This window comes from Sphingomonas sp. (genome assembly GCF_017304635.1).
Classification (GTDB): Bacteria; Pseudomonadota; Alphaproteobacteria; order Sphingomonadales; family Sphingomonadaceae; genus Sphingomonas.
The window spans coordinates 985,167-1,005,852 of the sequence record NZ_JAFKMA010000001.1; the positions used below are offsets into that span (position 1 = coordinate 985,167).

General features: G+C 69.5%; 17 protein-coding genes. 4 read left to right on the forward strand and 13 right to left on the reverse strand.

The annotated features are described in order from the left end of the window. Positions 1-32 precede the first annotated feature (32 nt). Positions 33-287 (reverse strand): hypothetical protein, encoded by a 255-nt coding sequence (locus tag J0I47_RS04970; RefSeq protein ID WP_294045325.1) that lies wholly within the window; start codon positions 285-287, stop codon positions 33-35. A 73-nt stretch (positions 288-360) separates the two neighbouring features. Next, complete coding sequence (locus tag J0I47_RS04975) at positions 361-747, reverse strand: energy transducer TonB (protein WP_294045326.1); 387 nt, start codon at positions 745-747, stop codon at positions 361-363. A gap of 120 nt (positions 748-867) precedes the next feature. Between J0I47_RS04975 and argJ the strand changes: the two genes are divergently transcribed. Beyond that, on the forward strand, positions 868-2,094 hold the full coding sequence (gene argJ / locus J0I47_RS04980) for a bifunctional glutamate N-acetyltransferase/amino-acid acetyltransferase ArgJ (RefSeq protein ID WP_294045327.1): 1,227 nt from the start codon (positions 868-870) through the stop codon (positions 2,092-2,094). Positions 2,095-2,154: 60 nt separating this feature from the next. Here the strand turns inward: argJ and trxA are convergent, their stop codons facing one another. From trxA to pdhA, 11 genes are read right to left on the reverse strand one after another with little or no spacing between them, the layout of a single operon-like run. Beyond that, entirely contained in the window at positions 2,155-2,478 is a 324-nt protein-coding gene (trxA, locus tag J0I47_RS04985) for a thioredoxin TrxA (protein WP_294045328.1), read from the reverse strand. A 46-nt stretch (positions 2,479-2,524) separates the two neighbouring features. Further along, positions 2,525-5,947: a double-strand break repair helicase AddA gene (gene addA / locus J0I47_RS04990; protein WP_294045329.1), complete on the reverse strand. Its 3,423-nt coding sequence runs from the start codon at positions 5,945-5,947 to the stop codon at positions 2,525-2,527. Continuing rightward, positions 5,940-8,894 (reverse strand): double-strand break repair protein AddB, encoded by a 2,955-nt coding sequence (gene addB / locus J0I47_RS04995; RefSeq protein WP_294045330.1) that lies wholly within the window; start codon positions 8,892-8,894, stop codon positions 5,940-5,942. Before addB ends, addA begins: the two co-directional genes overlap by 8 nt. Continuing rightward, positions 8,887-9,648 carry a nucleotidyltransferase family protein gene (locus tag J0I47_RS05000; RefSeq protein WP_294045331.1) on the reverse strand — a complete coding sequence of 254 codons (762 nt, stop codon included), beginning with the start codon at positions 9,646-9,648 and terminating at the stop codon, positions 8,887-8,889. The genes addB and J0I47_RS05000 overlap by 8 nt, the downstream gene beginning before the upstream one ends. Then, a complete protein-coding gene (locus J0I47_RS05005) occupies positions 9,645-10,628 on the reverse strand; it encodes a phosphotransferase (protein WP_294045870.1) in 984 nt (327 codons plus the stop codon). The genes J0I47_RS05000 and J0I47_RS05005 overlap by 4 nt, the downstream gene beginning before the upstream one ends. Continuing rightward, positions 10,625-11,065: a tRNA (adenosine(37)-N6)-threonylcarbamoyltransferase complex ATPase subunit type 1 TsaE gene (gene tsaE / locus J0I47_RS05010; RefSeq protein WP_294045332.1), complete on the reverse strand. Its 441-nt coding sequence runs from the start codon at positions 11,063-11,065 to the stop codon at positions 10,625-10,627. Before tsaE ends, J0I47_RS05005 begins: the two co-directional genes overlap by 4 nt. Continuing rightward, the gene (locus J0I47_RS05015) at positions 11,065-11,361 is read right to left on the reverse strand and encodes a CcdB family protein (protein ID WP_294045333.1); all 297 of its coding nucleotides are present in this window, start codon (positions 11,359-11,361) and stop codon (positions 11,065-11,067) included. Before J0I47_RS05015 ends, tsaE begins: the two co-directional genes overlap by 1 nt. Next, a complete protein-coding gene (locus tag J0I47_RS05020; protein ID WP_294045335.1) occupies positions 11,361-11,609 on the reverse strand; it encodes a type II toxin-antitoxin system CcdA family antitoxin in 249 nt (82 codons plus the stop codon). Before J0I47_RS05020 ends, J0I47_RS05015 begins: the two co-directional genes overlap by 1 nt. Before the next feature lie 49 nt (positions 11,610-11,658). Continuing rightward, positions 11,659-13,971 (reverse strand): PAS domain-containing sensor histidine kinase, encoded by a 2,313-nt coding sequence (locus J0I47_RS05025; protein ID WP_294045871.1) that lies wholly within the window; start codon positions 13,969-13,971, stop codon positions 11,659-11,661. A 51-nt stretch (positions 13,972-14,022) separates the two neighbouring features. After that, positions 14,023-15,498 (reverse strand): pyruvate dehydrogenase complex E1 component subunit beta, encoded by a 1,476-nt coding sequence (locus J0I47_RS05030; RefSeq protein WP_294045336.1) that lies wholly within the window; start codon positions 15,496-15,498, stop codon positions 14,023-14,025. A 1-nt stretch (position 15,499) separates the two neighbouring features. Then, positions 15,500-16,549, reverse strand: coding sequence for a pyruvate dehydrogenase (acetyl-transferring) E1 component subunit alpha (pdhA, locus tag J0I47_RS05035; RefSeq protein WP_294045338.1), 1,050 nt, complete (start codon positions 16,547-16,549; stop codon positions 15,500-15,502). Positions 16,550-16,666: 117 nt separating this feature from the next. Between pdhA and J0I47_RS05040 the strand changes: the two genes are divergently transcribed. The 3 genes from J0I47_RS05040 to J0I47_RS05050 all read left to right on the forward strand — a co-directional run bounded on the left by J0I47_RS05040 (position 16,667) and on the right by J0I47_RS05050 (position 20,625). Then, the gene (locus J0I47_RS05040; protein WP_294045340.1) at positions 16,667-17,992 is read left to right on the forward strand and encodes an MFS transporter; all 1,326 of its coding nucleotides are present in this window, start codon (positions 16,667-16,669) and stop codon (positions 17,990-17,992) included. Next, positions 17,989-18,909 (forward strand): cysteine synthase A, encoded by a 921-nt coding sequence (cysK, locus tag J0I47_RS05045; protein WP_294045341.1) that lies wholly within the window; start codon positions 17,989-17,991, stop codon positions 18,907-18,909. Before J0I47_RS05040 ends, cysK begins: the two co-directional genes overlap by 4 nt. A gap of 372 nt (positions 18,910-19,281) precedes the next feature. Then, positions 19,282-20,625: a cell wall hydrolase gene (locus J0I47_RS05050; protein ID WP_294045342.1), complete on the forward strand. Its 1,344-nt coding sequence runs from the start codon at positions 19,282-19,284 to the stop codon at positions 20,623-20,625. The last annotated feature ends 61 nt before the right edge of the window (positions 20,626-20,686 follow it).

A 20,686-nucleotide genomic window follows, 5' to 3' on the forward strand; every position in this document is an offset into this window, starting at 1 on the left:
TGGAATGGCCGCGCGTATGGGCGGCCGGGCGCTCACTCGCGCCGGCGGCTCGCGAAGGCCGGGATCGCGGCGTGCAGTCCGAGTGCTTCGGGCAGCGCCATTACAGCCTGCGCCGGACCGGCGATCGGCTGGGCGGGCCGTGCCGCCACCTGCGCGCGCGCTGCGGCACTGGCTTGCGCCGCCTGCGCGACGCTCCGGCTGAGCGCGACCGGCGCCGGCGTCGCTCGCACGCCACCCGCGCCGCCGAGAGCGGACAGCAGGGCAGAGAGGAGCAGCAGCAAATTCAAGACGCGGCGTTACCTAGTGACGGCGAACGACGCTGCATAGGGGCGCGACTGGTTAACGTCCATCAAAACCGCGTCAGCGCTTGACGGGCGCCGATGCGGGAACGGCGACGGGTGCCGCCGGCGCCGACGGCGGTATCTCGAGCTTCCACCGCACCGACGAACTCCATCGGCTTTCGGTCGGTTTGCCCTTCTTGTCGCGCGCTGGCGTGAAGCGCGCGTTCGCCAGCATCAGGTTGCAGGTCGTCTCGTCAAGCAACGGCGATTCGGAGGTCGCGGTGACCTTGCAATCGGAGGCATGACCGGTCTCGTCGACGGTCAGCGTGAATGCGACGCGGCCTTCCTCCGCCGATGCCTTGGCCGCGGCCGGGTAGCTGTTCTCCGGAATCCACGCGCCCGGACTGCCGATCGGCTTGGCGGTCGGCAGCACATCCTGCGCCATCACGCCCGACGCAGCCGTCATTGCGGCCACCGCTAGAAAAACCCGAAACATACGATCCTCCCAGCCCCGCGCTCTACCGCAAGCGATCGCGCGACGCCACGCCCCGTTGTGTGCGAAGCAACACGCACTATGACGGCGCGGATGACCGCTCGCTCGCCCCTCGCCCCGCCGCCGTTGACCGACATTCCCGAGATCGCCGGCGTGACTCGCCGCGTGGCGCGGGCGCGGTACAAGACCTGGGATCGCTGCGACCTGACCTATGTCGAGCTCGCGCCCGGCACCGCCGTCGCCGGGGTCACGACCAGGAGCAAGTGCGCTTCGCCGGAGGTCGATTGGTGCCGCGCCGCGCTCGTCCTCGGCCGCGCCCGCGCGCTGGTGGTCAATGCCGGCAATTCGAACGCTTTCACCGGCGATCGCGGCCGGCATGCGGTCGAGGGGCTGGTCGCGCGCGTGGCGCATCATCTCGGCTGCGAGCCGTCCGACGTGTTCGTCGCCTCGACCGGCGTGATCGGGGTGCCGCTCCCGCTCGACAAGGCCGAGGCCGGGCTCGACGCCGCCTTCGCCGCCCAGCCGTGCGACTGGATCGCAGCGGCGGAAACGATCATGACCACCGACACCTTCGCCAAGGTCGCGGTGGCCGAAGCCGCGATCGGCGACCGCATCGTCAAGCTCGTGGGCATCATCAAGGGATCGGGGATGATCGCCCCCGACATGGCGACGATGCTGGGCTTCGTGTTCACCGACGCCGCGGTCGATCCGGCCTGGCTCCAGACGGCGTTGAGCGAGGCGAACGCCAGGAGCTTCTCGTGCATCACGGTCGATAGCGACACCTCGACCAGCGACACCGTACTGGCCTTCGCGACCGGCGCGGCGGGCAACGTCGCGTTGGCGAGCGACGAGGACGAGGGCGCTCTCGCGTTCCGCGCCGCGCTCGACGACCTCTGCCTGCAACTGGCGCATCTGGTGATTCGCGACGGCGAGGGCGCGACGAAGTTCATCCGCATCGACGTGACCGGCGCCGACAGCGACGCCAGCGCGCACCGCATCGGGCTCAGCATCGCCAACTCGCCGCTGGTCAAGACCGCGATCGCCGGCGAGGACGCCAATTGGGGCCGCGTCGTGATGGCGGTCGGCAAGGCGGGGGAGCCGGCCGAGCGCGACCGGCTCGCGATCCGCTTCGGCGACACGCAGGTCGCGCGCGATGGCCTGGCGGTAGCGGGCTATGACGAAGCGCCGGTCGCCGCGCACCTGAAGGGCCAGGAGATCGACATCGGCGTCGACATCGGCCTGGGCGACGGCAAGGCGACCGTGTGGACCTGCGACCTGACCCACGGCTACATCTCGATCAACGCCGATTACCGGAGTTGAAATTAAGAGGGCCGCGCCCGGCGGGACGCGGTCACTCATTTCAGGTCGGGGCTTGTGGCGTTACGCCAGTTCACCCTCGAGCCACGCCTTGATCCGGCCCTTGGGCTCGGCGCCGACCTTGGTCGCGGCGGGCGCGCCGCCCTTAAACAGGATCATCGTCGGGATGCCGCGCACGCCGTAGCGCGCCGGGGCGTCGGGATGGTCGTCGATGTTGAGCTTGGCGATCGTCACCTGCTCGCCGAGTTCGTCCGAAATCTCCTCCAAGCTCGGGCCGATCATCTTGCACGGGCCGCACCATTCGGCCCAGAAATCGACCAGCACCGGTTTGTCGGACTGGAGGACGTCGGTCTGAAAGCTGTCGTCGGTGATCGCTACGGTGGCCATCGGGAATCTCCTTCGCGGTCGCATGTAGGAAGGGTGCGCGGCCGGCTCAACTCCCATCCAGCGAATGTCGCTCGGCGCCGGGGCGGTGCCGCGCGAGCATATCGGCGGGCAGGTCGAACAGCCGCGGTGCGGACGTGTAGAGCAACGCCGCCTCGATCGCGCGGCCGGGAAAGATGACTTCGAGCGCGGAGGCATAGGCCGCCATCTGGCGCAGGTGAAACTCGGGCACCTCGTCGAGCGTCAGCGGGGTACGGCGCCCGGTCTTGAAGTCGACCACGCGCACGCGGTTCGGCTCGACCAGCAGGCGGTCGACCGTACCGGCGATGACCTGGCCCCCGGGCAGCACCGCCGAAATCGGCGCCTCGCCCAGCGAATCGGGGCCGAACAACGCCGCATGCGCCGGATCGGCGAGGATGCTGCACACCGTGCGGACGATATCCGCGCGGGCAGCGGCATCGCTCACCGCGCCGACCGTCGCCAGCCAGCGATCGGCCGCCGCCGGGCGCTGGTCCGGTGCGACCGCCGGCAAGCGCTCGAACAGCGCGTGGATCAGTCGACCGCGTTCGGCGCTGGCGCGCATCGCCGGCGTCGGTGGCGGATCGGCGACGTCGTCCTCGCCGATCGCGGACGGCGCCAGCGGACGCGGCGGACTTGCCTCCCTGGGCGCCGGCTGGCGAACCCATGCCGGCAAGTCATGGCACGGCTCGGGTGGCCGCGCCGTCGCTTTCGCCGCGACCGGGGCGGGCGGTGCATGGCCGAAGAAGCTGCGTCGTGCCGTGTCGCTCGGCTCGGCGGCGAGATTCGCCAGCGCCACATCCGCCAGCGCGTACCAGCTGAGATCGGGCGGAGCGCCATTGCTCCGCGCGCCCAACGCGCCCGCAATCTCCAGCCGTTCCTCGGCGCGAGTCGCGGCGACGTAGAACAGCCGCCAATGCTCGGCGAGGTCGCGCGCGTCGGCCTCCTCGATCACCGCCGCCAGCGGGCCGGACCGCTGCTCCTTCTTCGGCCGGAAGATCGGCAGGTCGATCCCGTCCTCGACCTTCCACACCAGGTCGCGCTGGAACGTCGCCTGCGGATCGGCGGTGGCGTCGGCCAGGATCACCAGCGGCGCCTGCAACCCCTTGGCGCCGTGCACGGTCATCACGCGAACCGCATCGAGCGGCGCGGACGGGTCGCGCTTGATCTCGACATCGCCGCGATCGAACCAGTCGAGGAACGCCTGCAAGGACGGCGTCGCGACGCGCTCGAACTCCAGCGCGGCGTTGAGCAATTCGTCGATCGGATCGCGCACCTCGCTGCCCAGCCGGCGCAACAGCTTGCGACGACCGTCCAGCGACCCCGTCAGCAGTTCCTCGAGAAATACGTACGGCGTGGTGAAATCGGCCCGGTTGAACATCGTGCGCAGCGGTTCGAGCCGCTCCGCCGGCTGCGTCTCGGTCAAGTGCAGCCACAACCCCTTGCGCCGATGCAGCGTCGCCGCCATCAATTCGTCCTGACTCCACCCGATCAGCGGCGACACCAGCAGGCTGGCGAGCGACAGATCGTCCTGCGGCTGCAACACGAACCGGATCGCGGCGAGCAGGTCCTGCACGCCGAGCGGCGCGGTCAGCCGCAGGCGGTCGACGCCCGCCACCGGCACCCCCTCGGCATAAAGCCGCGCGACGATCAGCGAGGCGAGCTCGCCGCGGCGCTTGACCAGAATCATCACGTCCTCGGGCCGGAGCGCCCGGCCCTTGCTCGCCAGCATCAATGGGTGCGCAGGGTCGAGCCATTCCTTGACCTGTCGCGCGACGCGCGCGGCATGGGCGCGGATCGCGTCGGGAATCCAGCCTTCCTCGGCATCGTCGGGCTCGTCCGCCAGCGTCGGCGACCACAGGTTGACGGCGCCCGGCCCCGCGACCTTGCTGGCATGCGCCTCCAGCGCGACCGCGCCCATCCCTTCGCCCGGCATCGCGTCGATCGCGGCATCGACGAATGCAAGGATCGGCGCGGTCGAGCGGAACGACGCGGTCAGGTTCAGGTTCCGGAACGGCGGCGGCGCGATATCAACCAGCTCGCTGTCGACCTCCGCTAGCGCACGAAACAGCTTCTCCGCCGCGCTGAAATAGATCGGGTCGGTGCCCTGAAACCCGAAGATCGCCTGTTTGTGGTCGCCGACGGTAAACAGCGTCCGGACGCGCAGGCTCTTGCTCCCGGCCCCGGCGAAGAAGTCGTCCGCGACCGACCGGACGATCGCCCATTGGTTGGCGTTGGTGTCCTGCGCCTCGTCGATCAGGATGTGGTCGGTCGCCTGGTCGAGCTTGAACCGCACCCATTCGCCCATGCCGGGCTGCGCGAGCAGATCGACCGTCGCGCGGATCAAGTCGTCGAAATCGACCGCGCCGGCATGGCGCTTCGCCGCGCGATAGGCGGCGGCATAGTCGCGCCCGACGCTCAGGCCCTGCGCGAGCAGGTCGGCGTAATCGGCCCGCGCACGAAGGGCCAGCAACGCGGAACATTGGTCGTAGAACCAGGTCGCGGTCGGCGGGTAGTCCGGGTCCTGCGGCGCCTGCGCCTTGGCAAACGAGCGGATGTCGCCGTCGCGCTTGGCCCAGACCTGGTGCAGCACGTCGAGCCCCGCCGCCCGCTCGGCCGGCGCCAGTTCGAGCCAGTCGCGGATCAACCCCGCCCGCTCGATCCCACTCTTCGTGCCCCAGGCAAGGTTCAAATCGTGGAGGACACGCAGCCCCTCTTCATCGAGCTCGCCGCACCCTTGCGCGATGGCCGCCTCGATATCGCCGTTCGGCAGGTCGAGCGCGCGGCGGACGAACGGTTGCACGCCCTCGCCCATCGGCAGCGCCGCCAAGGCGTCGGGCGCCCGCGCGCACGCCGTCAGGAAACTTTCCGCGCCGTTTTCGCCCAGCACCTTGCTCAGCGCGCCGATCGCCCGGGTCGGACCGTCGCGCCCATCGCGCTCGGCCTCGACCAGCATCCCGGCCAGCGCCTCGCGCGCCAGTTGCGACTCCTCCCGACCCTCCAGCGGGCGGAACCCGGGGACCAGCCCCGCCTCGACCGGAAACGCCGCCAGCAACGACTGGCAGAAGCCGTGAATCGTCTGAATACGCAGGCCGCCGCCGGGCGCGTCGAGCACCTTGGCGAACAGGGTCCGGGCATAGGCGATCTGGGCCGGGCCGCCCTCCTCGCCCAGCGCCTGCAAGTCGAGGAACAGCTTGTCCGGCGGCATCCGCACCCACGCCGCCAGCCGCGCGTTGATCCGCCCCGCCATCTCGGCCGCGCCCGCCTTGGTGAAGGTCAAGCACAGGATCGCGCCGGGATCGGTCCCGCCGAGCAACAGGCGATAGACGCGCGCCGCCAGCACCTGCGTCTTGCCCGTCCCCGCCGACGCAGCCAGCCAGACATGCGCGGTCGGATCGCTCGCCTGCGCCTGCGCGTCCACCAACGGCGGCAAGTTGCCGGCGCCCTCACTCACGGCCGTACCATTCGTCGCGCCGCATCAATTGGTCGTATTCGCCATAGGGCGCGTATTCGGGTCGCAGCTTGGCGGTAAACGGTTCGCCACCGGTCAGCCATCTGGCGGCGGCGCCTTCGAAGTTGCGCGCCGCGCGCGCGACGAACTCGTCGGCGGGGATCGGATCGCGCCCCTTGCACGGGGACGCGACATAGCCGAACTCGCCGCCCCGTTTCGCCAGCGACCAATATTCGAACCCGGTCGCAGTGCCAACCACCCCGGCGAACTTGCCGCGCTCGGCGATCAGCCCGAGCAGGCCGAGTTGCAGGCTGAACCCCTCGCGCACCGCGGCGACCGACGGCGGCTGGCCGGTCTTGTAGTCGATCACGACCAGCGTCCCGTCGGCGTTGCGGTCGATCCGGTCAAACCGGCCCGACAGCTCGACGCCGTGCAGGTCCAGAATCCCCTTCCCCTCGACCGCCAGGATCGTGCGGTCGCCGGCCTGCTCGCTCACCTTGCCCGCGATCCAGTCGATCGCCTCGATCAGGCGCGGTCCCCACAAAGCACGGATCATCGGATGCGTACGGACGTCGCCGATCAGCGCCTCCGCGCGCGGCCGCAGCGTCGCGGGGTCGGCGCCGTCTTGGTTGAACCAGTCCTCCAGGATCGTGTGCACCTGGTTGCCGCGCCACGCCGGGCTGGGCTCGGCATCGACCGGGTCGAGCGGCGTCAGTCGGAGCATGCGCCGCGCGTAGAAGGCGTAAGGGTCGGCATTCAGGCGATCGACCTCGGTCACGGAGATCTTGCGCGGCCGGTCGGCGAGCGGCGGGGTCGGCGCCGGGCGCAAGGCCGGTGCGAAGTCGGCCGGCGTGTCGATCGCCGTCGCCCAATCGGCCAGTTCCGGCGCGCGCTCGAACCGCTCCCCCGCCAGCGCTTCGAGCCGCAGCCAGAACCGCGACGCCAGCGTCGGCGAGCGCCCGTCGCGCCGCGCCCGCGTGATGAGCGCCTTGGGCGAGCCCAGCGCGTTGGCGAAATCGTGCGCGGCGATGCCGATGTTGCGCTCCAGCGCCGGCAGGCCGAGCTCGACCCGGACGCGCGGTGCCAGCCACGGATCGGGCTGCGCGATCGCCGGCCACACGCCCTCGTTGAGCCCGCCCAGGATCATCAGGTCGGCGGTCTGCAACCGCGCCTCGATCAAGCCGTAGATCGCCAGCCGCGGATGCCCGCCCTGTGGTGGACGCACCGCGACTTCGTCCATCAGCGTGCGTAGCATCGGCGCGACGCTGGCGGGATCGGCGATCGGTGGGCCAGCGACCGCCTGTAGCTCCAGCTCGGTCAGCAGTTCGGCCGCCGCTCGCCCCGCGGGCCCCGCCCATGGCGCGTCGCCACACAATGCCTGCGCCGTCTCGCGCAGCGTCGCGATCATCGCCGCCAGCGGCTGCGGCCCGTCGCCGAAACAGCGCGCGAGCGGCTCGAGCAACCCGCGCATCACCGGCCAGACCTGCCGCGCCGCCGCGCGCTGCTCGGCATCGAACGCGTCGCCGTCGCGCAGGTGGGTATCGATCCCGTCGAGCCCCGGCGCCGGTCGCGGACCGCGCAGCGCGCGATCGAGCTTGCGGACATCCTCCAGCCACAGCGCACGCGGCGGACCGCTCTGCACGAGCGGATGCTTGAGCAGCGCCAGCAACGCGAGCGGCGCGAAGTCCTGCGCCGCCGCTTCGGCCAGCAAGGTCAGCAACGTGCCCGGCGCGCGTGTCGACAGCGGACGCCCGGCGGTGTCGTCGATCGCGATGTCCCAGCGCCGGCAATGGGCCGCGACGCGTTCGGCCAGCGCGCGATCGGGGGTGACCAAAGCCGCGGTGCGGCCCGGCGTCTCCAGCGCCTCGCGCAACGCCAGCGCGATCACCTGCGCCTCGTCGACCGGTGTCGCCACCGCCACCGCGCGGATGCCCGCGAGCCGCCGGCGATCGGCGTCGAGCTCGGTCCATTTGCCGGTGAAGTCGGCCGGTGCCAGCGCATTGGCGATCGCCCGGCCGCGCGCGAGCGAGGCGTCGTGGTCCGACCCTGCCGGCCATTGCCGCACCTCCGCCCGCCCGGCGCCGATGCGGTCGAGCAGCAGCTTGGGCTGGAATTGCGGATGCGTCTCGATCGATCGCCGGCGCAGGCCCGTCGCGGGATCGGGCGCGTGGGGGCCGAGCGCGTCCCACTCCTCCGCCGGCATCTCCAGCGCGAGATCGCGAAACACCACGCTACTCTCGGGCAATTCGGCCACGCAGCGCAGCAGTCGCGCGACGGCGGGCGCCGGGTCGGAAATGCCGGCCGCACAGACGAAACCCGGCGGCGGCGCGGCGCGCCAGCGCTTCGCCAGCCGCTCCAGCATGCGGTTGCGCCGATCCGCCGCGTCGACCATGCCGAGCGTCGCCAGTTCCTGCGGCCAGCGCGCGATCACCAGCTCGAACAGGTCGAGCGCCCTCCGCCAATGCTGCGACAATTCCTCGCCGAGGTCGATCTCGCGCAGCCGGCGCGGCGCGACGTCCTCGACCAGCAACTGGTCGAGCGTCCGCGCCAGCGCGCCGGCCAGCCGCACCGCTTCGTCCGCCGTCACCGGCTCGCCGACCGCCGCGCGCGCTTCCGCGACCAACCGCGAGAGGATCATGCGGCGTTGCAGCGGCGGCACTGCGGACGGTAGCGGCTCCGCCTCGTCCACCGGATCGAGCAGGACGCCCGCCCCTTCGTCGAGCGCCGGATCGCCGATCGTCGCCAGTCGCGGCAACAGCAGGCCGCCGCCGCTCGCGCGCACGAACGCATCCTGGACGGCGCGCCGCCCGCGATTGTTGGGCAGCAGGACGATCCCGCGCGCCAGCCGCAGCGGATCGTCGCCATATCGCTTCATCAATCCCGCGACGAGCGAGTCGGCGAACGCGCGCTGGGCGGGAATGGTATAGAGCGCGAGCCCGCGCTCAGGCATCGGCGAGCGCCGCCTCGGTCTTGGCGATGGCCGGCGGGCTGCCGACGTCGAACCACAGGCCCTGATGGACGAAGCCATAGGCCCGGCCCGCCTCGATCGCGCGGTTCCAGAACAGATTGGTCGAAAACGGACCCTCGGGCCAATCGCGGATCACGCGCGGCGACAGGATCTGGACGCCAGTATAGACGAACGGCGCAACACGGCCGGGCCGGCGCCGCCCGATGATTCGGCCTTGCGCATCGAGGTGAAAGTCGCCCCGCCCGGGATGATTGTGCGCGCGGGCGTAGGGCACGACCAGCAACAGCGCATCCATCGTCACATCGTCCCAGCGCGACGCGAGCAGCTTGATCGTGTCGGCCGGCCCGTCGACCCACAGATTGTCGGCGTTGACGACCAGGAACGGCTGCTCCCCGATCATATCGCGCGCCTGGACCAGTCCGCCGCCGGTCTCCATCAGCCGCCCGCGCTCGTCGGATATCTCGACGTCGATGCCGTCGACATGGCTCTTGAGATGGGCTTCGAGCGCGTCGGCCAGATAATGGACGTTGACGATCGCGCGCTTGACCCCCGCCGCGCGCAGCCGATCGAACGCATGGTCGAGCAACGCGCGACCGGCGACCGGGATCAGCGGCTTGGGCCGGGTCGCGGTCAGCGGGCGCATCCGCTTGCCGAGTCCCGCGGCCATCACCATCGCCGTCTCCGGCACCGGTGCGCCGGGATCGGGCCGGATCGCGAGCGTCCGTTTCGCGCTCATGCGCTCGTCGTCTCCGCGCCGATCTCCATCGGGTCGCCGCGCTGCTCCGGCGGAATATTGGCGTCGAACCACGCCTTCACCGGCGCCAGCGCCGGATGGTCGAGATCGGCGTTGAGGTAGCGCCAGACACGCGGGCACAAGGCCGGGTAACGCGGCTTGCCGTCACGCTGCCACAGCCGGGTGAAGATGCCGACGATCTTGGCGTTCCGTTGCGCGCCGAGCACATGATAGGCGGCGTCGAACGCCTCCCCCACACCCGTCGTGCGACGATAACGGTCGAGCATCGCCGCCTCGATCGCCGGTTCGACATCGCGGCGCGCGTCCTGCAACAGCGAAACGAGATCGTACGCCGGATGCCCCGCCAGCGCGTCCTGGAAGTCGAGCAGGCCGAGCGACTCGCTGCCCCCGACCAGCATCAGGTTCTCGGCATGATAATCGCGCAGCACCGTCACCGGCGCGTCCGCCAGCGCATGGTCGAACACTGCGTCCCACGCCGCGCGATAGCTGCCCGCATCGACGTCGAGCCCGATCGCCGGACAATACCATTCGACCAGCAGGTCGGCCTCGCGATGCAGTTCGGCACGGTCGTACGCTCGCCACGGCCCCGCCGGCTCGCCATGCAGGCGGATCAGGATATCGACCGCCGCCTCGTACAGCCGCAACAGCGATTCGGGCGCGGCATCGACCGTCTCGCGCATCCGCGCGTCGCCGAAATCCTCCAGCAGCACGAGCCCCTGGTCGAGATCGGTTCCCAGGATCGCCGGCGCCGAAAATCCGCGCTCGGCCAGCCAGCCGGCCACGTCGAGGAACGGTCTGGCGTCCTCGTGCAGCGGCGGCGCATCCATCAGGATCGCGCTGCGGCCATGCCCGGCCACGCGGAAATAGCGGCGGAACGACGCGTCGCCGGCCAGCGGCAGCACGTCGGCGTCTCCCCAGCCCAGGCGGTCGAGGAAGTCGGCGGCGCCCGCCGGCGGGTTCATGTCAGGGGCCATCGCCCCTTCCATGCCGCGGGCACGGTCGCTGTCAAGCAGCGCCCGCCATCGGGTGCGAAGTCCAGGACGAGCGCCAGCGCGTCGGGCCAGCGACCCGGCGCGCGCTCGGCCCATTCGACCAGCAGCAATCCGTCGCGGCGCGCTTCGTCGAGCCCGAGTTCGTCGATCTCGGCCGGATCGTCGAGGCGATAGAGATCGACGTGCATCACCGGCATCCGCGTCTCCGGCGGTTCGTACGGCTGGACGATCGCGAAAGTCGGCGACGGCGCCTCCCCCGCGAGCCCGAGCGCCGCAAGCAGCCCGCGCGCGATGCTGGTCTTCCCCGCGCCCAGCGGGCCGGACAGGGTGATGACGTCACCCGGGCGGACGAGGGCGGCAAGCCGTCTTCCGACATCCTCGCTGTCTTGCGCATTCGATAACCGCATCAGAACCCGCTCAACAGCATGTCAATGGCGTTCATGATGACATCTTGTCGATCGCGAAGACTGATGAAACGGCGCCGCAGGATCTCGATCGGAACCGCCGCCATCAACGGCGTCATCATGACAAGGTCTTCATCGTCGATCCGAAAGACCGGATTCAAGCGTTCGATCCGACGTCGCACGGCGGCAAGAGGAATCAGGGGAACGACCAGCCGCGTTTCGACATAGTCCAGCAAGTCCGTCTGGCAATCCAGCAGCCATGGCTCGCCAGGAAAACGATAGACATCGAACCGGGCCATCAGAACATGCGATATTTGGCGAGCGGCAATCCGTGCTCGCGGACGTACTCGTTATATGCGTCCATCGCCTCGCGATTTTCTTCCTGGAATCGCCGCTTGCGCTCGGCCAACACTTCGCGCGCCAACCCTTCCTCGCTGGCGCGCGACACGTTGATGCCGAGTTGCTTGGCTTCGGCGACGAGCCGCGAATCGAGCGAGAGATTGGTCGGACGACGAAACGGCGCGCGATCTTCACGAACTCGGGTCATATCGCCCTCCTATGCGCATATGATATGCGCATACCTCTCGCGCCACAACCTATCGCGGCAGTTCGACCGTAATCAGCGTCCCATCCCCCGGCTCGGACAGCAACTGGATCGTCCCGCCATGCGCTTCGGCGAACTGCTTCGCGATCGGCAGGCCGAGACCGAGCGCGCGGTCGTCGCCATGCACTTCATGCGCGGCGAAGGTATCGAACGCCTGCGCGGCTTCCTCGGGCATCATGCCGGCGCCGTCGTCGGACACGACGATCCTTGCGCCTTTCGCATTGCCGTCGGTGTGGAGCAGCACGCGCCCGCCGTCGCCGGTCCCGGCGACCGCCTGGCGCAGCAGGTGCTCGATCATCTGGCGCAGCTTCTTGGCATCGCCGCGGACGTTGCCGGTCGAGGCCATGACCTCGATCGCGAAGTCGATCGACTTGCGCTTGGCGGCTGGCGCGATCGCCTCGGCGGCGGCATGCGCGACGCTCTCCAGGTCGACAGGCCGGCGCTCGACCTTCTGCTCGCTCTCGGTCAGGTCGAGCACGTCGTCGACCAGCGCCGACAGCCGCGCGACCGACTCCAAGATGGCATCGACATAGCCGTCGGCCTGTTTGGGCAGCTTGCCGGCATAGCCTTCGCCCATCATCTCGGCGAAACCCTGGATCGAGGTCAGCGGCGTGCGCAGTTCGTAGCTCATGTTGGCGACGAACGCGGTCTTGACGCGATCGGCCGCCTCCAGCGCCTCGGCACGGTCGCGCAACGCCTGTTCGGCGCGACGGCTGTCGGAGATGTCGAGCATCGTGAACAGCGCGTTGCCGTCGGGCAACGGCACGCCGGCAAATTCGAAATGACGGCCGTCGGCGAAGGCGACGCGGCCGGCGCGCTGCGTCCGCCCGACTGCGGCCGATCGGACCAGTTCGGCGATGATCGTGGCCCGCTCCGGCCGCGCCAGACGTCCGGCGCCTTCCGCGACCAGCGCGTCGACGCGCGGATGCGTCGCCAGGAACTCGTCCGTGAACCCCCACAATTTGCGAAACTTGTCGTTCCAAATCTGCAAGCGTCCGTCGCCCGCGAACACACCCAGCGCCTCGAACAGATTGTCGAACGTCGCAGTCCGCACGCGCAGCAGCGTGTCGCGCGCGCTCGCCAGTTGCACCTGCTCGGTGCGATCCTCGAAGATCAGCAGCAGCCCGCCATCGGGCAGCGGGTGCGCGACGACGCGCAGATGCGTGCCGCCCGACAGCGCCCAGCTTTCCTCGATCGTGCCCGTCGCCGCCACGAACCAGTCGCGCCGCTCCGCCTTCCAGCCGGGGAAATCACGCACTTCGGGCAGTCGCTTCGCCTCGCGCATGCGTTCGAGCACGCGGTCGAATTCGGGGCGATCGGCGAGCCATTCGCCGCGCATCGCGAACATGCGCTGGAACGGCTGGTTGCAGAAGATCAGGCTGCGATCCGGCCCGAATTGCGCGACGCCGGCGGACAGCCGGTCGAGCATCTCGCGCTGCGCCTCAGCGAAGCGCTTGGTCGCACCGCGCGCCTGTTCCAGTTCGTCGACATCGACCGCAAACCCGGCGACGCCGCCGGGCGGGCTCGGCAGCGGCACATCGTGGACGCGCAGCATCCGCCGCGCCCCGCCGATCGTCGCGGGCAGCGTCACCATCGCCGGCTTGTCGCTGTCGCGTGCCTTGACCGCGCTGGCGAGCGGGCCACCGGCCCCCGCGCCCTCGACCAGTTCGACCCCGCGCGACACCACGTCCTGTGCGTCGCGGCCTTCCACGGCGCGGACATAGGCGGTGTTGACCATCGCCAGCCGCAGGTCGGGTCCGCGATACCACATCGGCAGCGGCGCCGCCTCGATCAGCCCCTTCAGCGCGGCGAAGGCGTGCGCGAGCTCATCGGCCTGCGTGCGTAGCGTGCCGATCTCCGCCACCGCGTCGGTCGCATCGAAGAACCAGATCACCACCCCGCCGGCACCGATCTCGCGCGGGGCGCGCTGACCACGGGCGGTCAACACGCGCGCCGAGCCCTGCGGGCGGATCGACAGCGCGAAGGGCTCGCCGGCGCGCTGCGCCGCCGTCACCGCCTCGCCGAGCGCGGCGGCATCGTCGCTCGACAGCCCCGCGCCGGGGCTCGCGAGATCGGCCAGGAAGCGCGGCGGCGGCGCCAGGCCGAGCCAGTCGGCCAACCGGTCGGGCAGTTCGAGCCGCCCATCGGCGCGCACCACCATCGCCAGCGCCGGTCCCACGCCGAGCAGCGCCGCCAGCCGGTCGTTCCCCGCCGCGATCGCCGCCGCCGCCGCCTTCGCGCGCAGGCCGGTGTAGAGGATCCAGCACGCGGCGACGATCGCCACCGCCAGCGCCGCCCCGACCAGTCCCAATGCGCCCGTGGACAGCGCCGCCTCCCTATCCGATCCGTCGAAGGATCAGCGGTAGCATACCTTCTTGACCGTGCTCACCACCTTGTCGGCGGAAATCAGCGCGAGCTTTTCCAGATTGGCGGCATAGGGCAGCGGCACGTCCTCGTCGGCGACGCGGAGCACCGGCGCGTCGAGGTCGTCGAACCCCTCCTCCATCACGAACGCCGCGATTTCGCTGGCGATCGAACAGGTCGGCCAGCCTTCCTCGACCACCACGATGCGGTTGGTCTTGGCCAGGCTCTTGAGCACCGTCTTGCGATCGAGCGGGCGGAGCGTGCGCAGGTCGATGACCTCGGCCTCGATCCCGTCCTTCGCCAGTTCGTCGGCCGCTTCCAGGCTGACGCCGACGCCGATCGAATAGCTGACGATCGTCACGTCCTTGCCCTCGCGCATCACGCGGGCCTTGCCGATCGGCAGCACCCAGTCGTCGAGCTTGGGCACGTCGAACGAGCGACCGTAGAGCAGTTCGTTTTCGAGGAAGACCACCGGGTCCTCGCTGCGGATCGCCGCCTTCATCAGGCCTTTGGCATCGGCCGCGTCGTACGGCGCGATCACGATCAGACCGGGGACGCTGGCGTACCAGGGGCCGTAATTCTGCGAGTGCTGCGCGCCGACGCGGCTGGCCGCGCCGTTGGGACCGCGGAACACGATCGGGCATCGCATCTGGCCGCCCGACATGTAGTTGGTCTTGGCCGCCGAGTTGATGATGTGGTCGATCGCCTGCATCGCGAAGTTGAACGTCATGAACTCGACGATCGGGCGCAGGCCACCCATCGCCGCGCCCGTGCCGACGCCGGCAAAGCCGTATTCGGTGATCGGCGTGTCGATTACGCGCTGGTCGCCGAACTCGTCGAGCAGGCCCTGCGTCACCTTGTACGCGCCCTGATACTGCGCAACTTCCTCGCCCATCACGAAGACGCGGTCGTCCTTGCGCATTTCCTCGGCCATCGCGTCGCGCAACGCCTCGCGGACGGTCTTCTTGACCATCTCGGTGCCCGCGGGGATCGCCGGATCGGCGACCTCGGCGTCGTGCCTGGCCGCTTCGAACATCTGACGCGCGCCGGTCTCGACCTGGTGCGGCTCGGGGGCCTGTTCCCCTTTCCCGTCCGGAGAGGGGGCGGACGATGCGTCAGCATCGGCGCGGGGTGCGGGCTGGGTCGAGACGCTGGCCGTTTCGACCGAGCCCTCACCCCGCGCGCCTTGCGGCGCTTGCCCCTCTCCCGATAGGAGAGGGGATTCACCCTCGGCGGCGAGCGTTGCGATGACGGTGCCGACCTTCACGTTGTCGGTCCCTTCCGGCACCGCGATGCTGACGATCGTGCCCTCGTCGACCGCCTCGAACTCCATCGTCGCCTTGTCGGTCTCGATCTCGGCCATGATGTCGCCGGAGCGGACGGTGTCGCCCTCCTTCACCAGCCACTTGGCGAGCGTGCCCTCTTCCATCGTGGGCGAGAGCGCCGGCATCTTGATCTCGATCGGCATCTCAGTAGCTCTCCACCAGCACGTCGGTATACAGTTCGGCCGGTTCCGGCTCGGAGGTCTGTTCGGCGAAGTCGGCCGCTTCGTTGACCTGCTTGCGGATCGCCGCCTCGGCCGCCTTCAGGTCGGCTTCGGTCACGCCCATTCCCTCCAGCAGCGCCTTGGCGTGCTCGATCGGGTCGGACTTGTCGCGCACCGCCTGCACTTCCTCACGGCTGCGATACTTGGCCGGGTCGGACATCGAGTGGCCGCGATAGCGATACGTCTTCATCTCGAGGATCAGCGGTCCCTTGCCGGCGCGGACCCAGGCCAGCGCTTCCTCGGCCGCGCCCCGGCAGGCCAGCACGTCCATGCCGTCGACCTGGATGCCGGGAATGCGGAAGCTCTCGCCGCGACGATAGAGCTGATCCTCGGAACTGGCGCGATTGACGCTGGTGCCCATGGCGTACTGGTTGTTCTCGATCACGTAGATGATCGGCAGCTTCCACAGCTCGGCCATGTTGAACGATTCGTAGACCTGGCCCTGGTTGGCCGCGCCGTCGCCGAAATACGCCAGGCACACGCCGCCGTCGCCGCTATATTTGTGCTTGAACGCGAGGCCGGTGCCCAGCGACACCTGCGCGCCGACGATGCCGTGCCCGCCGTAGAACTTCTTCTCGGTCGAGAACATGTGCATCGACCCGCCCTTGCCCTTCGAGATGCCGGCGGCGCGGCCGGTTAGCTCGGCCATGATGACCTTGGGATCGATGCCGTAGGCGAGCATGTGGCCGTGGTCGCGATACCCGGTGATGACCGAGTCCTTCTCGCCGTCCAGCGCCGATTGCAGCCCGACCGCGACCGCTTCCTGGCCGATATACAGGTGGCAGAACCCGCCGATGAAGCCGAGCCCGTAGAGCTGCCCGGCCTTTTCCTCGAACCGGCGGATCAGCAGCATCTGCTTGTAGAATTCGAGCAGCTCCTCCTTCGACGCATCGTACGGCTGCGGCTCGTCCGGCCGCGGGCGGTTGGTCGCGGCGGGCGGTGCGGAAGGCTTCTTGGCGGGCGCTTTGGACAAGAGGAAACCTCGTTTCCGTAAGGGAGGAAGCGCGGCCTATAGGCCGGTTGCGCGCGCGGTTTCAATCGTGCGGTGCGGCATGGGTGCATCCGCACCGCAATTCGCGCGATCGCATGGTTGCGAAACGCGGCTCGCACGGTCAAAGGCTGGCGCGTGCTGCTGCCCGCCGACCATCCGCTACGCATCGCCAATTTCCGGGCGTATTTCATTTCCCGCTTCCTCGGCACGATCGCGATGAGCGCGCAGGGGATCGTGATCGGCTGGGAAGTCTATCGCCTGGCGCGCGAGCAACTGCATTACAGCATCGAGCGCGCCGCCGCGCTGCTCGGGGTGATCGGGCTGGTGCAGTTCGTGCCGCTGTTCCTGCTGACCCCGCTGGTGGGCCTCGCTGCCGACACGTTCGACCGGCGCTGGATCGTCCGTGTGACGACCGCGCTGCTGACGCTGAATGCCGTGATCCTGGCGATGCTCAGCCATTCGGGCGCGCTCAGCCTGCCGTTCCTGTTCGGCGCCGCCGCGATGGTCGGCATCGCGCGGGCGTTTTCCGGCCCGGCCTATTCGGCGCTCGCCCCCAATCTGGTCCCGCGCGAGGTCCTGCCGACCGCGATCGCGGTGTCGTCGATCGCGTGGCAGACCGGCACGATCGCGGGCCCCAGCGTCGGCGGCGTACTCTACGCGATCCACCCGGACGTCGCGTACGGCGCGGTCGGGGCGATGCTCGCTTTGGCGCTCGGCACGATCTTCCTGATCGGCAAGGTGCCGCAACCGCCCGCGCAGAAGGATCGCCACCCGATCCAGCGGATCGTCGACGGGTTCGTCTACGTCCGGCGCAACCGGCTGGTACTGGCGGCGATCACGCTCGACCTGTTCGTCGTGCTGCTGGCGGGGGCGACCGCGCTGTTGCCGGTCTATGCGCGCGACATCCTGCATGTCGGCCCGAGCGGGCTTGGCCTGCTGGCGGCCGGCATGGGGATCGGCGCGGCGGCGGGGTCGATCTACTTCTCGGTGCGGCCGATGAAGGCGAATGTCGGGGTGAAGATGCTCGCGGCGGTCGTCGTGTTCGCCATCGCCATCCTGACCTTCGGCGTCTCGACGTGGTTCCCCCTGAGCGTCGCCGCGCTGATGGTGGCGGGCGCCGCCGACATGGTGTCGGTCTATGTCCGCTCCTCGCTGATCCAGTTGCATACCCCGGACGAGATGCGCGGGCGGGTCAGCGCGGTCAGCCAGCTCACCATTTCCGCCTCCAACGAGCTCGGCGAGGCGGAGACCGGATTGATGGCCTCGCTGCTCGGCCCGGTCGGCGCCGTCGCGTTCGGCGGCATCGCCGCGATCGTCATCACGCTCGCCTGGTCGCGACTGTTTCCGGAACTCAGGCTTGCAAAGACGTTCGACCCTCCCGAGATGGTCGATCTCACGCCGGACAAGGGAGTCACGCAACCATGAAGGCCACCACGATCCTGGAAACGATCGGCAACACCCCGCACATCCGTATCCAGCGGCTGTTCCCGGGTGCCGAGGTGTGGATCAAGTCGGAACGGTCCAATCCCGGCGGATCGATCAAGGACCGCATCGCGCTGGCGATGATCGAGGCGGCGGAGAAGGACGGCAGCCTGAAGCCCGGCGGCACGATCGTCGAGCCGACCAGCGGCAATACCGGGGTCGGCCTGGCGATGGTCGCCGCGGTCAAGGGCTACAAGCTGATCCTGGTGATGCCCGAGAGCATGAGCCTCGAACGCCGCCGCCTGATGCTCGCCTATGGCGCGACGTTCGACCTGACGCCCAAGGAAAAGGGCATGAAGGGCGCGATCGCCCGCGCGCAGGAGATCGTCGAGCAGACGCCCGGCGCCTGGATGCCGCAGCAGTTCGAGAATCCGGCGAATATCGACGTCCATGTGCGCACGACGGCCGAGGAAATCCTGAAGGATTTCGCCGACGCACCGATCGACGTACTCATCACCGGGGTCGGCACCGGCGGTCACATCACCGGGGTCGCGGAAACGCTCAAGAAGAGCTGGCCGAACCTGAAGGTCTTCGCGGTCGAGCCCGAACTGTCGCCGGTCATTTCTGGCGGCGATCCGGGCCCGCACCCGATCCAGGGGATCGGTGCCGGCTTCATCCCCGCCAACCTGCATACGTCGGTGCTCGACGGCACGATCAAGGTCGATGCCGGCGTGGCGAAGGACATGGCGCGACGCTCGGCCAGCGAAGAGGGCATTCTCGTCGGGATCAGTTCCGGCGCGACGCTGGCGGCGATCCTGCAGAAGCTGCCCGACCTGCCCGACGGCGTGCGCGTGCTCGGCTTCAACTACGATACCGGCGAGCGGTATTTGTCGGTGCCGGATTTCCTGCCGGAGAGTTGAAGCGAGCGGATCGCGGATGGTCGCCGTTCCCAATAGAGGCTGGGGGGGGCGATCGGCCCGATGCTCGACCACGGCCTGCGCGGAAGACCGAGTCCAGGCCATATCCTTAAATTTCCCGTCACCCCGGCCTTGTGCCGGGGTCCACCAAGCCGCTTGCACATCTCTCGATCCTGTCGCGCCACGGAAGCCGCACAATGGACCCCGGCACAGGGCCGGGGTGACGGTAGTGAGGATGGGAGTGTACAGGATCGCGCCGAACGCCGCTCCGCTCCGGTCATGCGAGACATCGTCGGCCCCCTTTTGGCAAGCGGCGCGTAATCGGCTAAAGGCGCGCGTCGGTCGCGTGCCGGCCTCTTTTCCGACAGGTACACCTTGCCCCTCGCCCGCTTTCGTTCGCCATCGCTCGCCCTGCGCCTGATCCTGGTCGCGGTCGGGGTGGTGCTGATCGTGGTGCCGGCGTGGTTCGCGCTGCACCACCAGCATGGCGGTCGGCCAGCGGTGAAGGTCGCGCAGCGCGTCGTGCCCAAGACCGAACTGCCGCCGGTCGAGCCGGTCGAGTTCCAGTCGCTCGACCCCGACGATGCACGCAGCTTCAACGCATCGGTGCCGTTCTCGACCGCGCCCAATCCGGCGGCGCGGCCGTTCCGTTTCTCGGGCGGATCGGCCGATCGCGCGCGGGCGATCGACTGCCTGGCGGTCGGGCAGTTGTACGAGGCGGGCGACGATGTCGACGGCGAGCGCGCGGTGGCGCAGGTCGTGCTCAACCGCGTGCGGCACCCGGCCTTCCCGAAATCGGTGTGCGGCGTGGTGTTCCAGGGATCGGAGCGCTCGACCGGGTGCCAGTTCAGCTTCACCTGCGACGGCGCGCTCGACCGCTGGCACCCCAGCCCCGCCGCGTGGAGCCGCGCCCGCGACGTCGCGATCGCCGCGCTGAACGGCCACGTCTATGCCCCGGTCGGCTACGCGACGCACTATCACACCGACTGGGTCGTGCCCTATTGGAGCGCCAGCCTCGACAAGATCGCGCAGGTCAAGACACACCTGTTCTTCCGCTGGACCGGCTGGTGGGGCACGCCCGCCGCTTTCGTGCACAGCGTGTCGGGCAACGAACCCGGCATCGCCGCGCTGGCGGCGCTGTTCGACTCGCACAAGGACGCCGCCGAAGCGCTGGCCGAGGTAAAGCCGGCCGAGGTCGAGGCGGCAGGGGTCGCGGGCGCGCCGGGCCAGGCGCTGTCGATCGACCCCAACAGTTTCCTCGTCACCCTCGATCCGCACGCGGCGCCCGATTCCTTCGTCGCGATCGCCACGAAAACGTGCGGAACGCGCGATTATTGCAAGCTGATGGCCTGGAACGACCGCAGCAAGACCCCCGCCGGCCTTCCCCTCGGCCAGGCGCAGATCGCCGCGATGTCCTTCAGTTACCTGCGCGACAAAAGCCGCGGCTACGAGAAGTCGTTGTGGAATTGCAGCCAGTTCCAGCGCGCGTCGAAGGGCGAGTGCATGAAGCTGCAAGTGCTGGGGACGCCGGCGGGAACGTTGCCGACGACGACCTCGACGCTGCGTACGACGCCCGGTACGTTGACGGCAGCGCCCGGCACCATCGCGACGGCCAAGCCGATGCCGCCGGCCGCCGACGGGCTGGACGGCGTCCGCCGCAAGCCGGCCGACGCGCCGAAACCCGTGGCAACGGCGACGCCCAAGCCCGAGCATCCCTAGCCCTTCCGTCATGCCGGGCTCGTCCCGGCATCCACCGGGCCGCACGCCTCTTCGTTCAAAC

Coding starts and splice junctions, on each gene's coding strand:
- J0I47_RS05015 (WP_294045333.1), bottom strand. CDS start 11,361: ATGGCCCGGTTCGATGTCTATCGTTTTCCTGGCGAGCCATGGCTGCTG.
- J0I47_RS05020 (WP_294045335.1), bottom strand. CDS start 11,609: ATGACCCGAGTTCGTGAAGATCGCGCGCCGTTTCGTCGTCCGACCAAT.
- addB (WP_294045330.1), bottom strand. CDS start 8,894: ATGCCTGAGCGCGGGCTCGCGCTCTATACCATTCCCGCCCAGCGCGCG.
- J0I47_RS05005 (WP_294045870.1), bottom strand. CDS start 10,628: ATGAACCCGCCGGCGGGCGCCGCCGACTTCCTCGACCGCCTGGGCTGG.
- trxA (WP_294045328.1), bottom strand. CDS start 2,478: ATGGCCACCGTAGCGATCACCGACGACAGCTTTCAGACCGACGTCCTC.
- J0I47_RS05000 (WP_294045331.1), bottom strand. CDS start 9,648: ATGAGCGCGAAACGGACGCTCGCGATCCGGCCCGATCCCGGCGCACCG.
- J0I47_RS05030 (WP_294045336.1), bottom strand. CDS start 15,498: ATGCCGATCGAGATCAAGATGCCGGCGCTCTCGCCCACGATGGAAGAG.
- tsaE (WP_294045332.1), bottom strand. CDS start 11,065: ATGCGGTTATCGAATGCGCAAGACAGCGAGGATGTCGGAAGACGGCTT.
- argJ (WP_294045327.1), top strand. CDS start 868: ATGACCGCTCGCTCGCCCCTCGCCCCGCCGCCGTTGACCGACATTCCC.
- J0I47_RS04975 (WP_294045326.1), bottom strand. CDS start 747: ATGACGGCTGCGTCGGGCGTGATGGCGCAGGATGTGCTGCCGACCGCC.
- cysK (WP_294045341.1), top strand. CDS start 17,989: ATGAAGGCCACCACGATCCTGGAAACGATCGGCAACACCCCGCACATC.